We start from the raw sequence: 25,788 nt of genomic DNA on the forward strand, positions 1-25,788 counted from the left end.
AAACCAGCGAGACGACACCATGACCAAAGCAATCAGGATCTTCAAGACCGGCGGACCGGAAGTAATGGAATACGTCGATGTCGAGGTTGGCGAACCGGGGCCGGGCGAAGCCCGGGTGCGGCACCATGCATGCGGCCTGAATTACATCGATGTCTATTTCCGCACCGGCCTGTATCCGCAGCCGCTGCCCGCCGGCCTGGGAATGGAAGGCGCCGGCGTGGTGGAAGCGGTCGGCAGCGGCGTCACGCACGTCAAGGCGGGCGACCGGGTCGCCTATGCCGGGCGTCCGCCGGGCGCCTATGCGGAAGCCCGCGTGATGCCGGCGGCGGCGCTGGTGAAGCTGCCCGACAACATCGACTTCGAGACCGGCGCGGCGATGATGCTGCAGGGCCTGACGGTGCAATACCTGTTCCGCCGCACCTTCCCGCTCAAGGGCGGCGAGACCGTGCTGTTCCACGCGGCCGCCGGCGGCGTCGGCCTGATTGCCTGCCAGTGGGCGAGGGCGCTGGGCGTGACGCTGATCGGCACCGTCGGTTCGGACGCCAAGGGCGAACTGGCGAAGCAGCATGGCGCCGCCCACGTCATCAACTACAACACCGAGAACTTTGTCGAGCGGGTCAAGGAAATCACCGGCGGCAAGGGCGTGCCGGTGGTCTACGACTCGATCGGCAAGGACACCTTCATCGGCTCGCTCGACTGCCTGTCGCCGCTGGGCACCATGGTCAGCTTCGGCAGCGCATCCGGCCCGGTGCCGCCGTTCAACCTGAACGAACTGGCGTCGCGCGGCTCGCTGTTCATCACGCGGCCGACGCTGTTCAGCTACACCGCGCAGCGCGAGGACCTGGATGCGATGGCCGCTGAACTGTTCGACATGGTCGGCAGCGGCAAGGTGAAGATCGAGATCAACCAGCGCTATGCATTGAAGGATGCCGCGCAGGCGCATATCGACCTGGAGTCGCGCAAGACCACCGGCTCCAGCATCCTGCTGCCCTGAGGCGCCAGATGACGACGCCAGAACCCGAGCCGGGCGGCAACCCGATGAACCACCCGGAAGAGCAGCCTGCAGGGAGCGACGGGCAGCCGAAGTTCGGCAGGCTGCTGATCGTGCTGGCGGCCGTGGTCGCGATCATCGTGCTGGTGACATGGGGGTCGGAGGCTTACTTCACGCGGTGACGGGGCGTCCGGCAGGCGCTGCCGCCCGGCTTGCGCTCGGGCGCCGCGCGGCTTCCCCGCGTCAGCGCGCGGCCACCAGGTAGAGCAGCAGCAGGTTGAGCACGATGGACACCGCGGCCACCGCGCGCCACAGCAGCGCCGGGTCGCGCCTGGCCAGCGGCGTCGGCGCCGGCGGCTGCAGCGGCCGGCTTGCGCCGCGTTCCAGCGCCAGCAGGAATTCCTCGGCGGTCTCGAAGCGGTCCGCGGGATCGCGCGCGACCGCCTTCAGCAGGACATTTTCCAGCCAGAGCGGCAGGTCCGGCCGATAACGGCTGGGCGGCGCCGGGTCGCCGAAACGCGGCCGCTGGAAAGGCTCGATCTCGCCGTACGGATAATGCCGGGTCAGCATCAGGTAGAGCGTGACGCCGGCGGCATAGACGTCGGTCTGGCGCGACGGCACCGCATTCCCGTACTGTTCCGGCGCCAGGAAGGAGGGCGTGCCAGCCTGCGGCGCGGGATTGCCGTCGCCGGCTTCCAGGCCGGACTGGGCGACGCCCAGGTCCAGCACCCGCAGTTCGCCGTCGTCGCCCAGGTGCACATTGGCCGGCTTGATGTCGCGGTGGATGATGCTGCGGCGGTGCAGCGCCCCCAGCGCGCGCACCAGCCGCGTGCCTTCCGCGACCGCCTCGGGCACCGTGAAATGGCGGCCGGCGTCCAGGTGCTGCTGCAGCGTGTGGCCGTCGTGCCAGGTGCAGAGGTAGTACAGGTAATTGCGCTGCTCCGGCGTCACCACCTGCGGGAAGAAGCGGGCCACGGCGCGCCGCGCCAGCCATTCCTCGTGCGCAAAGGCGGAACGCTCCTGCATGTCGCCGTCGCGTTCCGGCTGCAGGGTCTTCAGCACCAGCGGCTTGCCGCTCTTCGGGTCCACGACCCTGTACAGCACCGTGGTCTGCGATGCATGGACCAGCGCCTCGACCCGGTAGCCGTCGATGCTCTGGCCCGGCTTCAAACGCGGCGGCAAGGGCAGCTGGCGCGAGCCCGAGACCGCGTCGCGCAGGCTGGCGTCGGGCAGCGCTTCGACCTTCAGCGCCAGCGCGCTGGCATTGTCGCTGGAGCCGGCGTCGAGCGCGGCCTGGACCACGGACTGCGCGGTCCGGTTCGCGTCGGATGCGCCGAGCGCCAGTTCCGACAGCTGGCGGGTCAGTTCGTATTCGGTCAGCGCGGCCCAGACGCCGTCGCTGGCCAGCAGGAAAACGTCGCCCTGCTTCAGCTCGCCCATGCCGTGGTCGATCGCCAGCCGGGTGTCGAGGCCGATCGCGCGGGTCAGCACATGCTGCATCTCGGGGCGGTCCCAGACATGGTCGGTCGTCAGCCGCTGCAGCACGCCGTTGCGCAGCAGGTAGAGCCGGGTATCGCCGACATGGGAGAAATGATAGAAGCAGCCGCGCAGCACCAGCGCCGTCAGCGTGGTCGCCATGCCGGACAGCTCGGGGCGGGTCGTTCCCTGCTGCTGGACCCAGCCATTCATTGCCTTGAGCACCCGGTCGAGCGACTGCGTGACAGGCCAGGTGTCCGGCGTCGCGTAGTAGTCGGCCAGCAGGCCGCGCACCGCGTACTCGGCGGCCTCGCGGCCGCCGTCGTTGCCGGACACGCCATCGGCGACGGCGGCAATCAGCCCCTTGCTGGACAGCTCGGGTTCGGCCGGCGTCACCATGCCGACGAAGTCTTCATTGCGTTCGCGCAGCCCGGCGAGGCTTGCGTATCCGGGGGAAATGATCAGTGGCATCGGGGAAAGGGAGGGCCGCCCTGCGCGCCTGGACCGGGAGTCAGGAAGTGATTCATTCTAATGCAGCGCCCCGGCGCGGCGTGGCACGCCGGGGTCGCATGCCTCAGATCTTCGCAGTCGTCATTGCCGCGCTGCCCCAGGTGGTGCGCCAGCGGCCCTTTACCACGGTCAGGCCGACCAGCGCCAGCAGCGCCAGAGACGCGAAGATGCACAGCCCGAGCTGATAGCTGCCGGTCGCCTGCTTGGAGAAGCCCAGGCTGGACGCAAGATAGAAGCCGCCGATGCCGCCGGCCATGCCGACCAGGCCGGTCATCACGCCGATCTCCTTGCGAAAGCGCTGCGGCACCAGCTGGAACACCGCGCCGTTGCCGGTGCCCAGCGCCAGCATCGCCAGCACGAACACCACCACCGCCATGGCCGCCGACGGCAGGCCGATGCTGGCGATGAACAGGAAGGTCGCCGCCAGCAGGTACATGATGGACAGCGTCCTGATGCCGCCGATCCGGTCGGCCATGCGCCCGCCCAGCGGCCGCACCAGCGAGCCGGCAAACACGCAGGCCGCGGTGAAATAGCCGGCGGTCACCGGGGACAGGCCGTACTGGCCGTTGAAATAGATGGTGAGCGACGAAGCCAGGCCCGAGAAACCGCCGAAGGTCACGCTGTAAAAGAACATGAACCACCAGGCGTCCTTGTCCTTCAGCACCTGCAGGTATTCGACCATCGACTTCGGCGGCGGCGCCGACGGCGCATCCTTGGCGAAGATCAGGTAGACCGCCAGCGCGACCCCCAGCGGGATCAGGCAGAGGCCGAACACGCTCTGCCATCCATACGCGATCGCCAGCGCGGGCGCGAACAGCGCGGCGAACGCGGTGCCCGAATTGCCGGCGCCGGCGATGCCGAGCGCGGTGCCCTGGTGTTCCGGCGGATACCAGCGCGAGGCCAGCGGCAGCGCCACCGCGAACGCGGCCCCGGCCACGCCGAGCAGCATGCCCAGCGCCAGCAGGCTCTGGTAGGTATGCAGGTCGCCGAGCCAGGCCCATACCAGGCCGGCGATGACCACCAGCTGCCCGATCAGTCCGGCTTTCTTCGGCTTCAAATGATCGACCAGCACGCCCATGACGATGCGCAGCAGCGCGCCCGCCAGCAGCGGCGTCGCCACCATCAGGCCTTTCTGCGCCGGGGTCAGGCCGATGTCCTTCGATATCTGCACGGCCAGCGGGCCGAGGATGACCCACACCATGAAGCTCAGGTCGAAGTAAAAGAAGGAAGCCAGGAGCGTGGGCGTATGGCCGGCTTTCCAGAAAGAGGTTTTCTGCATGATGGGTCCGATCGACATTGGGGAGCGCCACGCACCATGCAATCGCTATGCCAGTCGATTTGCGTGCACAGCCGTGGCGACGCCCGCGCGTCGATGCGCCCCCGGTGTGCGCCGCACCATAAAGACGGGCTTTTCGCACATGCGCGGTGCACGATCCGCGACTTCCTGTTCGATGGCGTGCGCTTCAAGGCTGGCACTGCTCTTGCATTAAATCTTTATCGGAAACCAAATGGCTTTAATGGCGAAGCCGGAAAAGGAAGGGCTTTAATGAAGAAGCTGAAACTGGTCATGGTCGGCAACGGCATGGCAGGCGTGCGTACGCTGGAAGAACTGATCAAGATCGCTCCCGACATATACGACATCACGGTGTTCGGGTCCGAGCCTTACGCAAACTACAACCGCATCCTGCTGTCGCCGGTGCTGGCCGGCGAGCAGACCATCCAGGACATCATGCTCAACGATGTCGACTGGTACGCCGAAAACGGCATCACGCTGCATCTCGGGAAGACCATCAACCGGATCGACCGCGCGCGCCGCATCGTGGTGGCGGAGGACGGCACCGAGGCCCAGTACGACCGGCTGCTGCTGGCGACCGGCTCGACGCCTTTCATGCTGCCGGTGCCGGGCAAGGACCTCGCGGGCGTCATTTCCTACCGCGACATCCATGACACCAATGCGATGATCGCCGCGGCCGAAACGCACACGCATGCGGTGGTGATCGGCGGCGGCCTGCTCGGACTCGAAGCGGCCAACGGCCTGAAGCTGCGCGGCATGGACGTCACCGTCGTGCACCTGCCCGGCTGGCTGATGGAGCGCCAGCTCGACCCGGTCGCCGGCAAGATGCTGCAGAAATCGCTGGAAGACCGCGGCCTCAAGTTCCTGCTGGCGAAGAACACGCAGGAGCTGGTCGGCGACGGGAACGGCCATGTGCAGGCGATCCGTTTCAACGACGGCCTCGAAGTGCCCGCGCAGCTGGTGGTGATGGCGGTCGGCATACGGCCCAACACCGCGCTGGCCGAAGCCAGCGGCATCCACTGCAACCGCGGCATCGTGGTCAACGACACGATGCAGACCTACGACCCGCGCATCTACGCGGTCGGCGAATGCGTGAACCACCGCGGCACCGCCTACGGCCTGGTCGCGCCGCTGTTCGAGATGGCCAAGGTGGCGGCCAATCATCTCGCGAGCTTCGGCATCGGCCGGTACCAGGGATCGGTCACGTCGACCAAGCTGAAGGTCACCGGCATCGACCTGTTCTCGGCCGGTGAATTCATGGGCGGCGAAGGGACCGAGGAAATCGTGCTTTCCGACCCGATAGGGGGCGTCTACAAGAAGCTGGTGCTGAAGGGCGACAAGCTGGTCGGCGCCTGCCTGTACGGCGACACGGTCGACGGCAGCTGGTACTTCAAGCTGCTGCGCGAGGGTCGCGACATTGCCGAGATCCGCGACACGCTGATGTTCGGCGAAGCCAACACCGGCCGCCCCGGCGACACCGGGCATGAAGGCTTCACCATGGCCGCGGCGATGCCGGATGCGGCCGAGGTCTGCGGCTGCAACGGCGTCTGCAAGGGCGCCATCGTCAAGGCGATCAAGGAAAAGGGGCTGTTCACGCTGGAAGACGTGCGCAAGCACACCAAGGCCTCGGCCTCCTGCGGTTCCTGCACCGGCCTGGTCGAGCAGATCATCATGTTTACCGCCGGCGGCGACTATTCCTCGGCGGCCAAGGCCAAGCCGCTGTGCGGCTGCACCGACCATACCCACCAGGAAGCGCGGGACGCGATCCGCCATAACAAGCTGCTCACCGTCGCCGACGTCATGGGTTTCATGGGCTGGCGCACGCCGAATGGCTGCGCCACCTGCCGCCCGGCGCTCAACTACTACCTGCTCTCGACCTGGCCGCACGAGGCGGTGGACGATCCGCAGTCCCGCTTCATCAACGAACGCGCCCACGCCAACATCCAGAAGGACGGCACCTACTCGGTGATCCCGCGGATGTGGGGCGGCGAAACCAATTCGGCCGACCTGCGCCGCATCGCCGACGTGGTCGACAAGTATGCGATTCCCACCGTCAAGGTGACCGGCGGCCAGCGCATCGACCTGCTGGGCGTGAAGAAGGAGGACCTGCCGGCCGTCTGGAAGGACCTCGGCATGCCGTCCGGCCTGGCCTATGCGAAGGGACTCCGCACGGTGAAAACCTGCGTCGGCTCCGAATGGTGCCGCTTCGGCACCCAGAACTCGACGCTGCTCGGGCAGCAGCTGGAGAAGGCGCTGGCCCGGATGTATGCGCCGCACAAGGTGAAGATCGCGGTGTCGGGCTGCCCGCGCAACTGCGCCGAGTCCGGCATCAAGGACGTCGGCGTGATCGGGGTCGACTCGGGCTGGGAAATCTATGTCGGCGGCAATGGCGGCATCAAGACCGAGGTCGCGCATTTCTTTACCAAGCTGAAGACCCACGAGGAAGTGATGGAGTATGCCGGCGCGTTCCTGCAGATCTACCGCGAGGAAGGCTGGTACCTCGAACGCACCGTGCATTACCTGGCGCGCGTCGGGCTCGACCATGTGAAGAAGATGGTGCTGGAAGACCATGCCAACCGCAAGGCGCTGTACGAGCGGCTGATGTTCTCGCTCGACGGCCTGCCCGACCCGTGGCACGAGTTCGACAAGGCCATGGTCGACCCGCGCCAGTTCACGCCACTGACGGCGTGACCTGCCCATCGCATTCCGTATCACGTAAAAGGATCAAGCATGTCGAATCAATGGAAAGCCATCTGCAACGTCGCAGATATTCCCGTGCTCGGCGCACGGGTCGTCAAGCGGGCAGCGCTGCCCGACGTGGCGATTTTCCGCAACAGCCAGGACCACGTGTTCGCGCTGCTGGACCGCTGCCCGCACAAGGGCGGCCCGCTGTCGCAGGGCATCGTCTTTGGCGAGCGGGTCGCCTGCCCGCTGCATAACTGGAACATCGAGCTGCAGTCGGGCTGCGCGGTCGCGCCGGACGAAGGCTGCACGCAGAAGTTCAGCGTCAAGGTGGAGGAAGGCCAGGTATATCTCGATGCCGCCGAACTGAGCGCGGCGACGGTCGAGGCTGCATGAATGCGCCGGCGCCCGCTCCTCCCGCGTCCGGCACAGCCCCCGCACCCATCAGCGAAACGAAGACCACCTGCTGCTATTGCGGCGTAGGCTGCGGCGTCATCGTGCAAAGCGACGGCACGCAGGTGACCGGCGTGCGCGGCGACCCCGACCACCCGGCCAACTTCGGCAGGCTCTGCACCAAGGGCAGCACGCTGCACCTGACCGCCAGCCCGGCGCTGCAGCGGCAGGCGAGGGCGCTCCACCCGGAACTGCGCACCGCCCGCGACGGCGAGCGGCTGCCGGCGTCGTGGGACGAGACGCAGGATTTCCTCGCTAAGCGCATTGCCGAGACCGTGGCGGCACACGGTCCCGACAGCGTCGCGTTCTATATCTCGGGCCAGCTGCTGACCGAGGATTATTACGTGTTCAACAAGCTCGCCAAGGGCCTGATCGGCACCAACAATGTCGACACCAACTCGCGCCTGTGCATGTCGAGCGCGGTGGCCGGCTACAAGCAGACGCTGGGCGCGGATGCGCCGCCGGCCTGCTACGAAGACATCGACCATGCGGACCTGCTGTTCATCAGCGGCTCCAACACCGCGTATGCGCATCCGATCCTGTATCGCCGGATCGAGGATGCGCGCCGGGCCAACCCGGCCATGCGCATGATCGTCGCCGACCCGCGCCGCACCGACACCGCGCGCGACGCCGACCTGTTCCTGCAGATCCTGCCGGGCACCGACGCCGCGCTGTACAACGGCATGCTGCATATCTGCCTGTGGGAAGACCTGGTCGACCTGGAATTCATCGCCGCCCATACCGAGCGCTTTCCGGAGCTCAAGCGCTCGGTGCGCGAGTACACGCCCAAGCACGTGGCGGCCATCTGCGGCATCGCCGAGGATGACCTGTTCAAGGCGGCCCGCTGGTTCGGCGAGGCGAAGGCGGCCTTGTCGATGTATTGCCAGGGACTGAACCAGTCGTCGTCGGGCACCGCGAAGAATGCGTCGCTGATCAACCTGCACCTGGCGACCGGCCAGATCGGCAAGCCCGGCGCCGGGCCGTTCTCGCTTACCGGCCAGCCGAATGCGATGGGCGGCCGCGAAGTCGGGGGCATGGCCAACCTGCTGTCCGGCCACCGCGACATGGCAAACCCGGAACATCGCGCCGAGGTCGCGCGGCTGTGGGGCGTGGACGATGTGCCGTCGACGCCGGGCAAGACCGCCATCCCGATGTTCGAGGCGGTGCGCAAGGGCGAGATCAAGATACTCTGGATCGCCTGCACCAACCCCGCCCAGTCGATGCCGGACCAGAACCTGGTGCATGAGGCGCTGAAGAATGCCGAACTGGTCATCGTGCAGGAAGCCTATCGCGGCACCGCCACGGTGGCCTATGCCGACGTGCTGCTGCCGGCGACGACCTGGAGCGAGAAGGAAGGCACGGTCACCAATTCCGAGCGCCGCATCACCCGCTTCAAGCCGGCGCTGCCGGCGCCGGGCGAAGCGCGGCATGACTGGCGCATCGTGGTCGACCTGGCCCGGCGGCTCGAGGCCGTCATGGGCCTCGACAAGACGCTGTTCCCCTATGAAACGCCCGAGCAGATCTGGAACGAGCACCGCGAGAGCACCCGCGGCCGCGACCTGGACATCACCGGCCTGTCCTACCGGCTCCTGGAAGAGCAGGGGCCGCAGCAATGGCCTTACCCGGAAGGCGCGCTGGCCGGCAAAAAGCGGCTGTACGAAGACGGCGTATTTCCCACCGCGAGCGGGCGGGCCGCGTTCGTCGTCGCCCCCTACAAGCCGGTGGCCGAGCCGGTCGACGCCCGCTATCCGTTTCGCATGACCACCGGCCGCCTGCGCGACCAGTGGCATGGCATGAGCCGCACCGGCACGGTGGCACAGCTGTTTTCGCATGCGTCCGAGCCGGCGGTCGTGCTGGCGCAAAACGACATGGAGCGGCGCTTCCTGAAAGACGGCGACCTGGTGCACGTGACCAGCCGCCGCGGCTCGCAGCTGTTGCCGGCGCTGGCCGGCGACGACATGCGCAGCGGCCAGGCCTTCGTCGCGATGCACTGGGGCGAGGAATACGTGTCGGGCCGCGGAACGGACGGCGGCGGCAGCCATGGCGTCAATGCGCTGACCCTGTCCGCGGTCGACCCGCATTCCTTCCAGCCCGAACTCAAGCATGCGGCGGTCAAGATACTGAAGGCCGAACTGCCGTGGCGCCTGCTGGTGGTCGGCTGGGCCGACGCGTCCGACGTGCTGGCGCTGCAGGCCGCGATGCGTCCCTACATGAAGCGCTTCGCCTATGCGTCCTGCACGCTGTTCGGGCGCGACCGCGCCGGCGTGCTGTTTCGCGCGGCGGACGACTATCCGGCCGAGCCGGCGCTGGTGAAGGAAATCGAGGCGCGCTTCGGCATCGAGGGCGCGCAGGTGCTGCGCTACGACGACACCCGGCGCGGGAATGCCCGGCATATCCGCATCGTCGACGGCAAGCTCGAGGCGATGTCCCTGGCTGGCGACACGGCCGCCGAATCCTGGCTGCGCGAATACCTGGAAGGCGAACAGCCGGTCGCGGCGCTGGGCCGCCTGCTGCTGTCGCCCTCGTCGACGGCGCCGCAAGGCTTCAAGGCGCGCGGCCGCATCGTCTGCAACTGCTTCAACGTCGCCGAGACCGAGATCATGGAAACGCTGGGACTGCAGGCGGCGGGTTCGCCGGACGAAGCGCTGTGCTCGCTGCAGGACAAGCTCAAGTGCGGCACCAACTGCGGTTCATGCGTGCCGGAGCTGAAGAAGATGGTGCGCAGCATGGCCGTGCCGGCCTGAGCCCGGTCCGCGGCCGGGCGCCGCGGGCCCGTTTTCCCCTGCAAACCGATTTGCGGTAATCTGCGCCGATGACTATTCACGACCATACCCCATTCCCCGCGGCACGCTTCATCAAGGAAATAGGCCGCGGCAAGAAGGGCGCCCGCAGCCTGTCGCGCGACGATGCCCGCGACCTGTACGCAGCCATGCTGGAAGGCCGCGTATCCGACCTGGAAATGGGCGGCCTGATGCTGGCCATGCGCATCAAGGGCGAGTCGGTGGCCGAGATCGCCGGCTTCCTTGACGCCGCCGAAGCCTCCTTCGACCCGATACCTGTGCCGGCCGCCGACTACGCGCCCATCGTCATCCCGAGCTACAACGGTTCGCGCCAGATGCCCAACCTGACGCCGCTGCTGGCGCTGCTGCTGGCCCGCGCCGGCGCGCCGGTGCTGATCCATGGCGTCGAGACCGACCCCGGCCGCGTGACCACCGCCGAGATCCTGCATTACATCGACGTGCCGCCTGCCCGGAGCCTGGACGAGGCGGCAGCGCTGTTCAAGACCGGGCTGCCGGTCTTCATGCCGGTGGCCGACCTGGCGCCGAGGATGGCGCACCTGCTGTCGCTGCGCCGCATCCTCGGCGTGCGCAACTCGACCCATACGCTGGTCAAGATCATGCAGCCCTTCTACGGACCGGCGCTGCGCCTGGTTTCCTATACCCACCCGGAATACCTGGCGATGCTGTCCGACTATTTCACGACCGAGGCGCCGGTCGGCCGCGGCGACGCCTTCCTGATGCGCGGCACCGAGGGCGAAACGGTGGCCAACGCGAAGCGTGCGCAGCAGATCGAATGGCTGCACCAGCATGAACGCACTACGCTGGTGCAGCGGCAGGAGCCGGTCGATGAAATGCCGCCGCTGCCTGCGCAGAGCGATGCGGAAACCACCGCCGCCTGGATCAATGCCGCATTGCGGGGCGACGAGCCGGTGCCGGCGCCCATCGCCGAGCAGGTGGAACAGTGCTTGCATATAGCGAAGTCGTTAAGGCAACGGCAGGATGCACATCATGAGCAGGGCAGCTAAGGTTTACCTGGTGGGCGCCGGTCCCGGCGACCCGGAGCTTCTGACCATCAAGGCCGTCAGGGCCATCGCCGCAGCCGACGTGCTGCTGCTCGACGACCTCGTCAACCGTGAGGTGCTGCAGCATGCGCGGCCCGGCGTGCGCGTGATCGAAGTGGGCAAGCGCGGCGGCTGCCAGTCGACGCCGCAGGACTTCATCGAGCGGATGATGGTGGCCGAAGCCCGCGCCGGCCATTGCGTGGTGCGGCTCAAGGGCGGCGACCCGTTCGTGTTCGGCCGTGGCGGCGAGGAATGCGCGACCTTGCGCGCCGAAGGCATCGCCGTCGAGGTGGTCAACGGCATCAGCAGCGGACTGGCGGCGCCGTCCTCGATCGGCGTGCCGCTGACGCACCGGCAGTACAGCCAGGGCGCGGTATTCATCACCGGCCACGGCAAGACCGCCGAGCACAACCCCGACTGGGCGACGCTGGCGAAGCTGGACCTGACGCTGGTGATCTACATGGGCGTCGCGCGCTGCGCCGAGATCCAGGCGGCGCTGCTGGCCGGCGGCAAGCGCGCCGACACGCCGGTGGCGGTGGTGCAGTCGGCCTCCGGCGCCGCGCAGGCGCAGCTGATCACCACGCTGGGACAACTGCCGGGGGCGCTGGCCGCGTCAGGACTGGGCAGCCCCAGCATCATCGTCATCGGCGACGTGGTGCGCTGCGCCGGGGCGCTACCGGCCGCCATCGCCGCCGCCGCATAAAGCATCGGCCGGACGGGGCCGGGAGCCGCTACAATCGCGGCTTCGTTTTCTGAAACCCTGTCATGTCCAACCATTTCGATGTCGCGGTGATCGGCGCCGGCGCCGCCGGCATGATGTGCGCCGCCGTCGCCGGCCAGCGCGGCAAGCGCGTGGTGCTGATCGACCATGCCAGCAAGCTGGCCGAGAAGATCCGCATCTCCGGCGGCGGCCGCTGCAATTTCACCAATGTCGACGCCGGCCCGCAGAACTTCCTGTCCAGCAATCCGCATTTCTGCCGCAGCGCGCTGTCGCGCTATACGCCGCAGGACTTCCTCGCGCTGATGAAGCGCCACGGCATCCCGTGGCATGAAAAGCACAAGGGCCAGCTGTTCTGCGACCGCTCGGCCGAAGACATCATCGCCATGCTGCGCGCCGAATGCGATGCCGGCGGCGTCGCCTGGCGCATGCCGGCGAAGGTCGAGTCGCTGCACAAGGAAGGCGGGCGCTTCGCCATCGGCACCGACGGCGGCGCGCTGAGCACGGACAGCGTCGTCATCGCCAGCGGCGGCCTGTCGATCCCGAAGATCGGCGCGACCGACCTGGCATTCCGCATCGCGCGCCAGTTCGACATCCCGGTCATCGAGCCGCAGCCGGCGCTGGTGCCGCTGACTTTCGACGCGGCCGGCTGGCAGCCGTTCGTGCCGCTGGCCGGCATTGCGCTGCCGGTGGATATCGAGACTGGCGCGAAGAAGACCCGGATGCATTTCCGCGAAGACCTGCTGTTCACCCACCGCGGCCTGTCCGGCCCGGCGGTGCTGCAGATCTCCAGTTTCTGGCAGCCCGGCGCGGCGCTGACGGTCAACCTGCTGCCGGACATCGATGTCGCCGAGGAATTGCTGAAGGACAAGGGCGCGATCCGCAAGAACCTGGGCAACCACCTTTCCCAGTGGCTGCCCGCGCGCCTGGCCGAGGGGTTGCTGAGCGCCAACGGTTTCGATGCGTCGGCCCGCCCGGCCGACATGCAGGACAAGCAGCTGCGCCGCCTGGGCGACGTGCTGAACCGCTGGACCATCGTTCCCGACGGCTCGGAGGGCTACCGCAAGGCCGAAGTCACTCGCGGCGGCGTCGACACCCGGGCGCTGTCGCAGCAGAGCATGATGGTCGGCAAGGTTCCGGGGCTGTATTTCATCGGCGAGGCGGTCGATGTCACCGGCTGGCTGGGCGGCTACAATTTCCAGTGGGCCTGGGCGTCCGGCGTGGCGACGGGAAAGGCCGTTTAAAAACACGCAATTTAAATCACCAAAGTGCCTTCCTTTTGAAAAAAAGGACTGTTATACTCGCCGTCTTCCAATTCAAACCTCTGGTTTTTGTACATGACCACTATTCGCCTTAAAGAAAACGAGCCGTTCGAAGTCGCGATGCGTCGCTTCAAGCGCACTATTGAAAAAACCGGCTTGTTGACCGAATTGCGGGCGCGCGAGTTTTACGAGAAGCCGACCGCAGAGCGCAAGCGCAAGCTTGCCGCCGCAGTCAAGCGCCATTACAAGCGCATACGCAGCCAGCAGTTGCCGAAAAAACTGTACTGATTACCCACCGCACTTGTTGCGGTCGAGGTGGCAACCCGCTCCGGAAGCTCCGCAGCGGGTTTTGGCATTTATTGATCCGTTTTGGTCCGCCTTGCGGATCGCTGAGAGGATGATTCATGAGCCTGAAGGAAAAGATCACCGAGGACATGAAGGCGGCAATGCGCGCACGGGACGCCCAGCGTCTCGGCGCCATCCGCCTGCTGACCGCCGCCATCAAGCAAAAAGAGGTCGATGAGCGCATCGACCTCGACGACGCGCAGGTGCAGGCCATCATCGACAAGATGATCAAGCAGCGCCGCGACTCGATCAGCCAGTTCGAGACCGGCGGACGCCAGGACCTGGCCGACGCCGAGAAAAGCGAGCTGGCGGTGCTGGCCGAATACATGCCGGCCGCGCTGTCCGACGACGAAGTGCGCGCCGAAGTCGCCGCCGCCGTGGCCTCGACCGGCGCCGCCGGCCCCCAGGACATGGGTCGCGTGATGGCCGTGCTGAAGCCCAAGCTGGCCGGCCGCGCCGACATGACCAGCGTGTCCGGCCTGGTCAAGTCCGCCCTTGCCAAGGGCTGAGACAGGCCGCCGTTTCGCTAGTGCGCCGCCGTGATACCGCAATCCTTCATCCAGGACCTGCTCGCCCGCGTCGACATCGTCGACGTGGTGGGCCGCTACGTCCAGCTGAAGAAGGGCGGCGTCAACTACATGGGCCTGTGCCCGTTCCATAACGAAAAGTCGCCCAGCTTCACGGTCAGCCCGACCAAGCAGTTCTATCACTGCTTCGGCTGCGGCGCGCATGGCACGTCGATCGGTTTCCTGATGGAATATTCCGGCCTCGGCTATGTCGACGCGATCAAGGAACTGGCGCAGAACGTCGGCATGGTTGTCCCGGAGAACGACGACCGCCTTCCGCCCGCCAAGCGCGCCGAGGCGCAGGCCAAGAGCATGGCCCTGTCCGATGCGATGACCCGGGCCGCCGACTTCTACCGCCAGCAACTGAAAGCCGCGCCCCAGGCGATTGCCTATCTGCAAAAGCGCGGCCTGACCGGCGAGATCGCCGCCCGCTTCGCGATGGGCTATGCGCCGCCCGGCTGGGACAGTCTGCGCGCCGCCTTTCCCGACTATGCCGACCAGGCGCTGGTCGAGTCCGGCCTGGTCATCGACAAGGCGGCGGAAGAGGGCGGCAGCCCGCACAAGCGCTACGACCGCTTCCGCGACCGCATCATGTTCCCGATACGAAATACCAAGGGCCAGGTGATCGCTTTCGGCGGCCGCGTGATGGACAGCGGCGAGCCGAAATACTTGAATTCGCCGGAGACGCCCCTATTTCAGAAAGGCAGCGAGTTATACGGTTTGTTCGAGGCGCGGCAGGCGATCAGGGAAGCAGGATACGTGCTGGTTACCGAGGGATATATGGATGTGGTGGCGCTGGCGCAGCTCGGTTTTCCGCAGGCGGTGGCAACGCTGGGCACGGCCTGCACCCCGATTCACGTCCAGAAACTGATGCGCCAGACCGACCATGTCGTGTTCAGCTTCGACGGCGACGCGGCAGGCCGCCGGGCCGCCAGGCGGGCGCTGGATGCCTGCCTCACGCATGCGGGCGACAGCAAGACCATGAAGTTTCTGTTTCTCCCGGACAAGCATGACCCGGACAGCTACGTGCGCGAGCACGGCGCCGAAGCATTCGAGACGCTGGTGCGCGAGGCAATGCCGCTTTCCCAGTTCCTGCTCAATGAAGTGATGGCCGAAGGCGAGCTGCAGACCGCGGAAGGCAGGGCTCGGGCGCAGTTCAATGCGAAACCGATGCTGCAGGCCATGGCGCCGTCGTCGCTGCGGCTGCAACTGGTGCGCAGCCTGGCCAACGCGACGCAGACGACGCCGGCCGAGATCGAAGCCTTGTTCGAACTGAGCAAACCGGTTGCCGTGGCGCCGCAGCGGGCCGCGCCGCCGCGGGCCGGCAGCCGCTCCGCGCCGGAAGGCCTGGAGAAAAAAGTGATCCGGCTGCTGATTGCGCAGCCCGTGCTGGCGGCCCAGATGGACGATGCGTCGCTTGAGGCGTTGGCCCAGGTGTCGCCGGACGGCGGCGCGCTGTTGTCGCAGCTGGTCGAAGAAGCGCGCGCAATGGGCGAGCACGCGAACTTTGCGATGCTGGCCGAGCGCCTGCGCGCCGCCGGCCCGGAATTTGATGCATTGATCGGCGCAATTGCCGCCGACGCTGAATATGATGTGGAGAGCGCGGGCGTGGAACTGGCGGGTGCGGTGCGCCAGACCAGGCTCAAGCTGCTCAGTACGGAAATGGAAAGGCTGGCGTCGGGAGCAATGACGCCGGAGTCGCACATTCGTTACCGGGAATTAATGGCTGAACGCGAGCGTCTGAAGCAGCAGGCAGTCACGGAAGCCGGTTCGCGATGACTAGCTAATGTTGCTTGAGTGATAGTATGCTATGACATTTGCATAACACTTTAATCAGTATCTTAAGGGGTATCCAAGTAACGGTTTTAACAGTTCAGGAGAGCGTGGCCCTGGCAGCACCGAGCTACGCAATCAATCCGATGGCGGGACGAGCCCGCGAACTTTGGTAGTTGATTCCATGGCGAACGCGATGAAGAAACCCGTAAAGCACCAGGCGGCCCCGGCGCACGAGGGCCAGACAGCGCCGGCGGCGCCGGCAGGCAAGGCAGGCGCTTCGGCGTCCGGAGCGGTTTCCCGTGCGCCAGCGGCCCCATCGGGCGGCAAGACATCTTCAACGAAACGAGCATCCACTTCGGCGCCCGCGACGGCTGCGGTAAGCGCGCCCAAACCTGTCAAGGCGGGCAAGACGGTGGACAAATCCTCACCCAAAGCGGCCGTAGAGCCGGCTTCTGCGCAATTGAAAGCTCCCGTGACGACCAAGAAAACTGAATCCAGAATTGCCGGCCAGGCGGCAAAGCAGGCGCCGCAACAGGCGGAGACCAAGCCGGACACGCCCGCCATGGGCAGCGTCAGCCAGACGACCGACGCCGCCACGCTGGCCGCCATCGACACCTCGGGCTATGTGCTGCCGTCGGTCAAGGTGCCCGGCCGGCGCGGCCGCAAGCCCAAGGAATTCCAGCCCGAGAACGACGAGGTCGCCGCGCTGAACGCGGTCGAACGCGCCGAAATGAAGGCCGTGGACAAGGCTAAGGCGAAGGACCGCAAGGCCAAGGAAAAGGCGCTGCTGAAAGACGCGTTTTCGTCCGACACCGAGGCCAGCGAGGAAGAACTCGAACGCCGCCGGCAAAAGCTGAAAACCCTGATTAAGCTGGGCAAGGAGCGCGGTTTCCTGACGTATTCGGAAATCAACGACCACCTGCCCGAGAACATCGTCGATCCGGAAGCCATCGAAGGCATCATCGGCACCTTCAACGACATGGGCATCGCGGTGTACGAGCATGCGCCCGACGCCGAGCAGCTGCTGCTGTCGGACAGCGTGGCCTCCGCCGCCAGCGACGACGACGCGGAAGCCGCCGCCGAGGCCGCGCTGTCGACCGTCGACTCCGACTTCGGCCGCACCACCGACCCGGTGCGCATGTACATGCGCGAAATGGGCTCGGTCGAGCTGCTGACGCGGGAAGGCGAGATCGAGATCGCCAAGCGCATCGAAGACGGCCTGAAGGACATGATCCAGGCAATTTCGGCCTGTCCGACCACGATCGCCGAGATCCTGGCCGCGGCCGACCGCATCGCCAAGGACGAGACCAAGATCGATGAAATGGTCGACGGCCTGGTCGACCAGAACCAGTCCGACATCATTCCCGCCCCGGCGCCCGCGGCGGAAGCCGATGAGGACGACGAGGAGGCGGACGAGGAAGAAGAGGGTGAGGAAGAGGAAGAAGCCAGCAGTTCGGCAGGCGCCGCCGCCGGCTTCTCGGCCGAACAGCTGGAACAGCTCAAGCGCGACGCGCTGGGCAAGTTCGCCGTCATCGCCGAGCAGTTCGACAACATGCGCAAGGCCTTCGAGAAGGAAGGCTACAACTCCAGGCCCTACGTGAAGGCGCAGGAAACCATCTCGAACGAGCTGCTCGGCATCCGCTTCACCGCCAAGGTGGTGGAAAAGCTCTGCGACACGCTGCGCGGCCAGGTCGACGAAGTGCGCCATATCGAGAAGCAGATCCTCGATGTCGCGGTCAACAAGTGCGGCATGCCGCGCAACCACTTCATCAAGGTGTTCCCGGGCAACGAGACCAACCTCGACTGGATCGACGGCGAAGTCAGCGGCAGCCATGCGTACAGCGTGATCCTGGGCCGCAACGTCCCGACCATCAAGGAACTGCAGCAGAAGCTGATCGACCTGCAGGCACGCGTGGTGCTGCCCTTGCCCGACCTGCGCAACATCAACAAGAAGATGGCCGCCGGCGAAATGAAGGCGCGCAAGGCCAAGCGGGAAATGACCGAAGCCAACCTGCGGCTGGTGATCTCGATCGCGAAGAAGTACACGAACCGCGGTTTGCAGTTCCTGGACCTGATCCAGGAAGGCAATATCGGCCTGATGAAGGCCGTCGACAAGTTCGAATACCGTCGCGGCTACAAGTTTTCGACCTATGCAACCTGGTGGATCCGGCAAGCCATCACCCGCTCGATCGCCGACCAGGCGCGCACCATCCGCATCCCGGTGCACATGATCGAGACCATCAACAAGATGAACCGCATCTCGCGCCAGATATTGCAGGAAACCGGCGCCGAGCCGGACCCGGCAACGCTGGCGCTCAAGATGGAAATGCCGGAAGACAAGATCCGCAAGATCATGAAGATCGCCAAGGAGCCGATCTCGATGGAAACGCCGATCGGCGACGACGACGATTCCCATCTGGGCGACTTCATCGAGGACAACAACACGCTGGCGCCGGCCGACGCCGCGCTGCATGCGTCGATGCGCGGCGTGGTCAAGGACGTGCTCGACTCGCTGACGCCGCGCGAAGCCAAGGTGCTGCGCATGCGCTTCGGCATCGAAATGTCGACCGACCACACGCTGGAAGAAGTCGGCAAGCAGTTCGACGTCACCCGCGAGCGCATCCGGCAAATAGAGGCGAAAGCGCTGCGCAAGCTGCGCCATCCGTCCCGCTCGGACAAGCTGAAAAGTTTCCTCGAAGGCAGCGGCTAAGCATTTAATCAGCCGTAGTTTTCGTTGTACAATGCTGCCCGGCCCTGAAGTTCAGGGCCGGTTAGTTTAAGCGGGGCAGCATGCCCGCAACGCAGCAGATAGGGCCTCTAGCTCATGCTTGGTTAGAGCAGCGGACTCATAATCCGTTGGTGCCGTGTTCGACTCACGGGAGGCCCACCATTAAATCAAGGGGTTACGGCCATTTTGCTTGTAACCCCTTTCGTTTTTTCTCCTGTGTAGGCGCCATGTAGGTTTTCGGACGACATCTCTTCCTCAGAGGCGATAAGAAGCTACCATCACCGCCAGCGCGATCGCCTTTTGAGTAATTGCGCGCTACTGCCTTTCCTCGAACAAGAAGCGCTGGCGTCAGCGGTCACTTGTGACCTTTTATCCACGTTTTTCCCGTGGCCGGATTTTTGAACGTCTCCCATGCTGCGGGTTGTGAACCAAAAACTGCATTCATCGCTTTTGAAACAAGGTTGTAAGCAAACTGACGGCGGTCTTCCAAGTGTTCCGGCAGGTGGCCCATCAGGAACTGTTGAACTCCAAACCAAGGCATACCATTCGGAGATTCAAGTTTCTGGCGGATGTCAACATCTCCTCGCAAGGCATCGATTGCTCTCTGCTCTAAAATTGCCATTACGTCTACAGGGTCGGAATCTCCGAAAGTAATATCAGCGGGAAAGAGTGTGCCTGAAGCATTTTCTTCTGAGAGCTGGGCAGCCGTAGCGTTCTGCCTCATTCCTGAGAAAGTGTTGCGCAGCGTAAGAGCATATGTATTCCCTGCAGGCTGGTTGTAGTCAGAGTCCCGCATTGAATATATTTTTTCGAACAACAGTGCCCGGAGGCTAACTGGATAAGGTTTGTCTCCTACTGAACTCCAGAACACGCCCTGGCCCGGGATCGGCTCGTTAAGTAGCGAACTCAATAGGTCGTCACTGAAATGGGCGTTGGCTCGTTTCAGGGATGAGAGATCAGCTGCGGACAACAGGTGGAAGATGAACCAGTTGTCCCCCTGGCTGAGGATCTCGACTGGAATGCTGCCAGGTTGCTGCGTGATCAGAAGCGCTCCCAGGTCGTACTTACGGCCCTCCTTTACCCACGCAATGTAAGGCTCGGCAGCAGGTGCGTTCTCGTTCAACACTGACTGCGCTTCTTCGACGACGGCGATCGTCGGGATGGTCTTAGGGTCGGCAGCTGTAAACTCTTGCTGGTTCCGGTCGAAGATCCGGCGCAAGATCAGGCCTGAGAGCACTAAGGACTGGCCTCCGCGCATTTGGGAGACGTCAATAACACATAACTTTCCTTCGGAAAGCGCATGAACCAGCATGTCCATTAGCTGACTGCTCTTGTCATGCAGCATCTTTACGATCGCTGTCATGTTCCCCCGGGCTGCCAGTGCCTCGGCCTCCTGTCGCTGAGGGTCGAGATCAAGCAGTCCGCAGACGTCGTCGAGCGGCGTGGTATTGCCGTTGGTGTCTATCAGATTGACCAGCGACTCCCAACGATCTTGTGGCAGCCCTCGCAGCTTCCGAACGTTCTGCTGTTCCTGACGCTCTGGTCCGAGCGCAATCGAAATCACATCCCCCGGGCGTAAGCGGCGGATATCAAGCTTGATGCCGCCAGCAACGAATGATTGGTAGAAGGGACTTGGATTTTTTCGGTCGGTGAAAACGACGACCTTGTCTTCCAACGCTGGGACGTCGCACAGACCGGGACGGCCTTTATCATCTGGCCAGAAATACTCCCCATCCGGGTCGAATATGATCGTGCCCACAGGGACTTGCTTGCCGGCGCGTTTGGTGACAACTGGTGTTGTCTCGTAGAGCTTCGAGAACAGTAGTTTGTTGAGGTTGGATTTACCGAAGCCCGCTCTGGCAAAAATGAAGCTACGTCTGGACACCAGGGACTCTATCGGGAAGCGGACCAGCACCTCCGGTGTGACCACCTGCATCCATTCCTGCGATTGGAATGACTTGTTGCCTGCCGCGTAGATGTACTCCCCGAGTGCCAGATGGCCTATGGGTGCGCCATCAATATTATGCCCAGCGATCTCACGCAACACCTCGTCGCTTGGAAAGGCTACCTTGCTACCAACATGGGGAAGTCGACGATGGGAGGGAACGAATGTCAGCCCGTTGCCGTTCTTGCGTAGAACACCCAGCACGCGAATGTTGATCCGGTACTTAAGATATTGCTCACGCAGATCTTCTGGGATAGGTCTTTCTTCGCGGACTGCACGGATGTTGAACTCCTCGCCAGAGCCAAAAGATAACTTCCCCTCGGAGGAAAAGGACGCAATGCGACCCAACACCGCCTCATCCGGTGTCTCTAGTTGGACGAGGAGGAATTGCCCGTGCATCGGGATGTTCTGGAACTCGTTTCGGTACGGCAAAACAAGGTCGGCGTGGAATTCCATACCTCCCTGCTGGAAGCCACGAAAGATTCCGACGACCTGTTCTCTCGGAAAGAGTTGGATTTCTGGCATGTTATATTTTCTTATCCGTACCGACGCTGTGCGGGATCGGTGTCCTGCAGCTGAAACGCATCCAATGTGCCCGCATCGTCGCCTAGGCTGGAACGTACACCTTCGTAGATGAAGTCCTGCAAAATATCGAAGTCGAAATCGACTAGTGCCGCATTTTCATGCGCTTTCTGCAGGCAACGCGGATAATGGGGCACTGGAAAGCCGTTAATCGCGTCGGCGAGCATTGACCCGAGAATTGCCTGAGATTCCCCAACTTGCGGAACAAAGATGTCGATTGGCCACACAGGATCACGGCGGTGTGAGCCAAATTTTACCAAAAACATCTTGCCACCGACGAACTTGTTGATCTCGCCGCCCTCGCCGGTTCGGTCATCGCCTCGTGCAAACTCCGACCAAACGTAAGCCTTTTCCTCTACTTCACGAGGTACCTCTACGTAGGCCGGGTAGTCGGTCTGAAGAACACCTTCCAGAGCCATTGCCAAGCGATACCGAGAAAGCACCTTGCTGTGCTTGGCCACACCAGCGAGATATACTCTGCGCCGGCTCTTACTCCACTGTTCATCAATACGGCTTTTCATCCCTTGAAGTAGTCGCTGGAACAGGTCTTTGGCGAATACCTTGCTTCGCAAAAGTCCATCACAGACGATCAAGGTATCCGTGCCAAAGTCCTTCTTCAGGATGGTGAATAAGATGGCCCATTCGACTAGCTCTCTGTAGACCTGCACCCAGCTGGGCGAAACTGGTTTCCCTTTATCCGTCGGCCGGATCATGTGGGAGAGCGCCTGCAGGCTATCCACCCCCAGGAAAGCCATCATTTCACCCATTGCCGTTTTGGGGTCACCGTTCGCAGCGAACTGGCGGTCGTTGAGCTTCTGCACGGGAGTCGTGGGCGAAACCGCCTCCAGGCAGTACTCGTTGTTGCTGCTATCTACCACCCGGACCAGCTGGATCAAGAAAGGGTCGAACTGAAGCTGATTATTTCCCCCATCGGTTCCGACCAGTGAGATTGACGTCGTGGCGCGCGGTTGGATTCGGCGCGTGGCACTCTTCAGGGAACGGATCTCTTCTCGCAGAGCATCTAGCACCCCTTGATCTGTGCCGATGCAGTCTGCTATTGCCTCCTTCAATTGGGTCTGGCTTGCTGGGTCAATCATTCTCTCCCTGCCTTTCTTCTGTTCGCACACGCGATGCCAGCCCTTATGGGGCACCGATAGTGTAGTGCTGCATGAATCTCACATATCCTACCCTAGGTCTTATTTAGGGTAGCAATGTCCGACATTGAGGTTATAAGTTGAATCATTTGGTGTAGCCCCGTAAAAGGAGCCGCTCGGTAACGGCGATTTGGCTCCACCCATGGTCGAACGTAAAGGTTCGCGCGAGACCAGCGGGATTCTGAATTCTGAGTACACAAGCTTGCGTTGGGTCAGTCGCGTGCTCGACGACATACAACCAGTACGCATCGCCTTTTTTACAAGCGCAGTCGAATTGCGTGTGTGACAACCCCACGGGCCGATCTTGCAGGCTCCCGGTCATCGACTTCACTTCGACCCACCGAATCTGATTGCCACTGCCATCGGCCTCGTAGAGATCAAAACCGGGATTACCTTCTGGCGTGCGGCGCAACATCGGCTCAAGGCCAATGATCAGGTCGATGGCGTGCCCTTCAATCTGCATTCGCGTAGCTTGATCGAGACCATCGCGGTCTGGGCCATCATCATCCGGATGTACGCCGACGTAGGAAATGAATGGACGCCCTCCTGCATGACCGGGCGTTCTCTTTCCCTGACCTCCACTGTTCCCACTGCCTTTGCCACCAAAGGCGCCGTAGTCACCTGGGCCTCCGTGCGCACCTCTGTTACCCTGACTGCCGTCGCGCGACGTTCCGGTCCAAGAGTGGCCTTGACCACGCCCAGGACCATTGCCCGCACCGTCTCCTCCGTCTGGATTTGGGCTGCCGCGCGGGGTCTCTGGCATGTCGTTCCCGTACAGCCTTGGCGCATCGTCGTACACGTCACTGTCGTTGGATGGCGCATCGGCCTCCGGCTCGGCATCTATCGATGGTTCGGGTGCTGCGCTGGCACTGCTCAATCGGGATGCCAGCTCGGCAAGGATAGCGGGGTCTCTGCGTAGCAGATCGAGAATCGCCGGGTCGATGCCCACCTCCTTGGCCAATTGGTCGATGATCGGCGGCTTGAAAGCGAGCTTGGTCAGGAGAAAGGGGCTGGGCTTCCAGCCAAGGGTGTCGAACACTACGAGGCCTGGAGGTACCAGTTCGCCTTCGGCGTTCGGCACCCAAGCCACCTGATTGAGCGTCCGGACGAAAGCTGCGTCGAATCGGGCCGTCTTTGTCTCGTGAAAATAGCCCCATTTGTAGGAGCCGTAGAAGGCAGCGGTGTTGCGAGCCTCGAGATCGGCCAGCGCCTCCCACAGAACTTTCACTCTGGCTACTGCCTCCTCAGATTTCAGCGTGGGCAAGAAGTCCAGGAACTGCGTCAGTCCGCGAAGAGTGAAGTCTTCTGGCGGGTTTTCCCAACTTGCGCGCTCGAGACCAGCTTCTCTGCGGATTCGCTCCTTCTCCGAGTAGCCCAGACTCGACGGTGTTGCTTCTGGAATTAGATAGCGGCTTGCTCCACATGATACCAGCAGGTCGCGAATGTCTTCACCGTGCAGGCAGTCGTATTCGTTGTCGACGATCAGGATGTCGGGCACGCCCGCAAAGAGCTGCTGCAAGCGATCGGTGGCGATATACATTTCGCCGGGCTTGGCGATATAGGACTTGCCGTCGCCGGTATCCACCACCATCACAAAGGTGGTATCGCGCAGGGCGGAACGGAGCTTTTCCTTCTGCGCTGTTGAGTCGGTGCTGAAGGCAGCACGGATACGCTCGATGTCTGCCGCGTAGGCATCTTCGCTCACATCCACTTCTTCCTGTTGGTACTTTGGCAGGATGTTCCAGATCACGTCATCCACCGGATCGGGTTCGGTGATGCCCAGCGAACCCAGGAACAAGCGCACCTCGGGTGTTGCGCACACCGCGCGGCGCATTGTTCGGAAACTAGTGGCAATGGCGCCGGGCAGGAAAGCTTTGGCTTTTCCGTTATCGCGGGCGACGACGTGGGTACCATCTTCAAGGCGGATGAGTGGAACAGTGTCGAGATGGCGACGCAGAGCCTTCTCCTGGCCACTTAGGAATTCGTACAACCGCAACACCCATTCATCGGATTGCGCCTCAAGGAATGACTTAGTCAGGCTCGGCACTAGCTTCGTTGGTGTGATCTCGTCGATGTTAAGTTCGCGCATCAGGTACTGGCGAATCTCGGGCACCTTGTCCTGAGTAATATCGCCAGACAGCCAAGCGGCGACCTTCGAACCAAACAGCGTCCCAACCTGCTCCGGACTGAACAGCTCGCGCAAGTCTTGTGTGCGTGCTAGCTTCGCTTGATAAGCGGTGACGTGCCTGCCGTCAAAGGTCGGAAGTAGCATCTCCTCTTGAAATGCCTGCCGGACGGCATCGAACATCGGTGCGAACCGAGAATGTTGTTGGAACTTCTCACGGTCAAGCGGTAAGCAGCGCAGCGCCGAGACATCCAGCATGGCCTTGTCCCGCATCCAGCGCATCGCTTCAACTAGTAAGCTAGACGTTTCCTTGACCAGATGCTGGTTCCACGGCTCGCCGGGCGGGATGTTGTCGCGACTGGGCGTGGTGCGGTACGGTCCTTGCACGAGAAAGCCAAGGTGGCTCTCAACCACGGTCGGAAAGAACACCACCAGCGGCGACTTAGCCAGCGGCTGCACAGACCAGCGACCGGGCACGTCCTTTGCCGCCACGACCAGCGAGAAGGCAATTTCCACCCGCCCGACCTTCTGCTGCTCAGCAGAAAACACGTCGCGGTGGAAAACCAGCCAGTTCTGATCGACTTCCGGCCGATCATCCTCTTTGCCGATTACCGTGATGCGCTGGACATTAGGTCCGAGCGATTCGGGAGTATTGCGCAGGTAAAACCCAGACGCGCCGCCCTCGACGCTCCAATTGATTTCGTCAATGTGCCGCAGGAACAGCAGCGCGCTGGGGCCCAAGTGTCGGAACCCTGCCGTGATGTCCCGCGCTGCGGTATTGTCCTCCGGTTTCAGGGGGAGGATGATCTGCGTCTCTCCCGCCGCGCGCGCCGAGCGTTCCAACCGTTTAGGAAAGACGTAATTCTCAATGGCGAAGTCCTCGTCGCCAGAGTGAATTTCCGGAAGATCGGTGATGGTATAAACGGACTTGAAGCCGAGGCCGAAGCGGCCAATGGAGGATTCGTTCTTGGTGCTCTCGGCGATGTCACAGACGCTTCGGACGTCGGCCTCGTCGAATGGCTTGCCGAAGTGAGAGAGCGTCAGGCGGGCCGGGCTTAGGTTGAACGCGACCTTGCGCGATCCGTGCCAGTCGCCGCGCTTACCAAGGGCGTCCTCAGCGTTTTGCAACAATTCAAAGATAAAGTGCGTGCGGTCGTCGTATAGCCCAGCGGCCAGCCGCCCAGACTTTTGAGCGCCCTTAGTGCCGTAGCTCTTATGGTTTTCCTCGAAAATTGCCTCGTAGTTGGATGCCACCACCGCTCCCTGTAAGTCAGGCATCTCTTCCAATGCCAAGTTTGCACAAGTCTGCAATGTTATGACAAGATGTAACACTTAACCAA

The 25,788-nt window shown here is 63.4% G+C and carries 17 protein-coding genes and 1 tRNA gene; 13 read left to right on the forward strand and 5 right to left on the reverse strand.

All coding sequences use genetic code 11. The annotated features are described in order from the left end of the window. The first annotated feature begins 19 nt into the window (after positions 1-19). Both QOL82_RS10215 and QOL82_RS10220 read left to right on the forward strand, forming a co-directional pair. Positions 20-994, forward strand: coding sequence for a quinone oxidoreductase family protein (locus QOL82_RS10215; RefSeq protein ID WP_283442158.1), 975 nt, complete (start codon positions 20-22; stop codon positions 992-994). A gap of 8 nt (positions 995-1,002) precedes the next feature. After that, on the forward strand, positions 1,003-1,173 hold the full coding sequence (locus QOL82_RS10220; protein ID WP_283442159.1) for a hypothetical protein: 171 nt from the start codon (positions 1,003-1,005) through the stop codon (positions 1,171-1,173). 61 nt (positions 1,174-1,234) lie between these two features. On the opposite strand, the gene QOL82_RS10225 is transcribed toward QOL82_RS10220, so the two are convergent. After that, positions 1,235-2,938, reverse strand: coding sequence for a bifunctional protein-serine/threonine kinase/phosphatase (locus tag QOL82_RS10225; protein WP_283442160.1), 1,704 nt, complete (start codon positions 2,936-2,938; stop codon positions 1,235-1,237). 103 nt (positions 2,939-3,041) lie between these two features. Next, positions 3,042-4,256 (reverse strand): nitrate/nitrite transporter, encoded by a 1,215-nt coding sequence (locus tag QOL82_RS10230; protein ID WP_283442161.1) that lies wholly within the window; start codon positions 4,254-4,256, stop codon positions 3,042-3,044. A gap of 267 nt (positions 4,257-4,523) precedes the next feature. Between QOL82_RS10230 and nirB the strand changes: the two genes are divergently transcribed. From nirB to QOL82_RS10285, 11 genes are all read left to right on the forward strand, one after another. After that, positions 4,524-6,962: a nitrite reductase large subunit NirB gene (nirB, locus tag QOL82_RS10235; protein WP_283442162.1), complete on the forward strand. Its 2,439-nt coding sequence runs from the start codon at positions 4,524-4,526 to the stop codon at positions 6,960-6,962. Positions 6,963-7,001: 39 nt separating this feature from the next. Beyond that, positions 7,002-7,349, forward strand: a complete 348-nt coding sequence (gene nirD / locus QOL82_RS10240; RefSeq protein WP_283442163.1) for a nitrite reductase small subunit NirD — start codon at positions 7,002-7,004, stop codon at positions 7,347-7,349. After that, positions 7,346-10,150, forward strand: coding sequence for a nitrate reductase (locus tag QOL82_RS10245; protein WP_283442164.1), 2,805 nt, complete (start codon positions 7,346-7,348; stop codon positions 10,148-10,150). Before nirD ends, QOL82_RS10245 begins: the two co-directional genes overlap by 4 nt. A gap of 68 nt (positions 10,151-10,218) precedes the next feature. Then, positions 10,219-11,211 carry a DNA-binding protein YbiB gene (ybiB, locus tag QOL82_RS10250; RefSeq protein WP_283442165.1) on the forward strand — a complete coding sequence of 331 codons (993 nt, stop codon included), beginning with the start codon at positions 10,219-10,221 and terminating at the stop codon, positions 11,209-11,211. Further along, positions 11,195-11,950: a uroporphyrinogen-III C-methyltransferase gene (gene cobA, locus QOL82_RS10255; RefSeq protein ID WP_283442166.1), complete on the forward strand. Its 756-nt coding sequence runs from the start codon at positions 11,195-11,197 to the stop codon at positions 11,948-11,950. Before ybiB ends, cobA begins: the two co-directional genes overlap by 17 nt. A 62-nt stretch (positions 11,951-12,012) precedes the next feature. Beyond that, positions 12,013-13,209, forward strand: coding sequence for a BaiN/RdsA family NAD(P)/FAD-dependent oxidoreductase (locus tag QOL82_RS10260; protein WP_283442167.1), 1,197 nt, complete (start codon positions 12,013-12,015; stop codon positions 13,207-13,209). Positions 13,210-13,302: 93 nt separating this feature from the next. Then, positions 13,303-13,515, forward strand: a complete 213-nt coding sequence (rpsU, locus tag QOL82_RS10265; RefSeq protein WP_005665410.1) for a 30S ribosomal protein S21 — start codon at positions 13,303-13,305, stop codon at positions 13,513-13,515. A gap of 116 nt (positions 13,516-13,631) precedes the next feature. After that, on the forward strand, positions 13,632-14,081 hold the full coding sequence (locus QOL82_RS10270; RefSeq protein ID WP_283442168.1) for a GatB/YqeY domain-containing protein: 450 nt from the start codon (positions 13,632-13,634) through the stop codon (positions 14,079-14,081). Positions 14,082-14,111: 30 nt separating this feature from the next. Then, positions 14,112-15,917 (forward strand): DNA primase, encoded by a 1,806-nt coding sequence (gene dnaG, locus QOL82_RS10275; RefSeq protein WP_283442169.1) that lies wholly within the window; start codon positions 14,112-14,114, stop codon positions 15,915-15,917. Between the two features lie 178 nt (positions 15,918-16,095). Next, positions 16,096-18,624, forward strand: coding sequence for an RNA polymerase sigma factor RpoD (gene rpoD / locus QOL82_RS10280; protein WP_283442325.1), 2,529 nt, complete (start codon positions 16,096-16,098; stop codon positions 18,622-18,624). A gap of 101 nt (positions 18,625-18,725) precedes the next feature. After that, positions 18,726-18,804: transfer RNA gene (locus tag QOL82_RS10285), tRNA-Ile, on the forward strand. A gap of 193 nt (positions 18,805-18,997) precedes the next feature. Here QOL82_RS10285 and QOL82_RS10290 read toward each other — a convergent pair. The 3 genes from QOL82_RS10290 to QOL82_RS10300 all read right to left on the reverse strand — a co-directional run bounded on the left by QOL82_RS10290 (position 18,998) and on the right by QOL82_RS10300 (position 25,702). Continuing rightward, positions 18,998-21,112, reverse strand: a complete 2,115-nt coding sequence (locus QOL82_RS10290) for an ATP-binding protein (protein WP_283442170.1) — start codon at positions 21,110-21,112, stop codon at positions 18,998-19,000. 11 nt (positions 21,113-21,123) lie between these two features. Further along, positions 21,124-22,266: a hypothetical protein gene (locus QOL82_RS10295; RefSeq protein WP_283442171.1), complete on the reverse strand. Its 1,143-nt coding sequence runs from the start codon at positions 22,264-22,266 to the stop codon at positions 21,124-21,126. 142 nt (positions 22,267-22,408) lie between these two features. Further along, on the reverse strand, positions 22,409-25,702 hold the full coding sequence (locus QOL82_RS10300; protein ID WP_283442172.1) for a sacsin N-terminal ATP-binding-like domain-containing protein: 3,294 nt from the start codon (positions 25,700-25,702) through the stop codon (positions 22,409-22,411). Positions 25,703-25,788: the final 86 nt, after the last annotated feature.

This window comes from Noviherbaspirillum suwonense, assembly GCF_900182955.1.
GTDB lineage: Bacteria > Pseudomonadota > Gammaproteobacteria > Burkholderiales > Burkholderiaceae_D > Noviherbaspirillum_A > Noviherbaspirillum_A suwonense.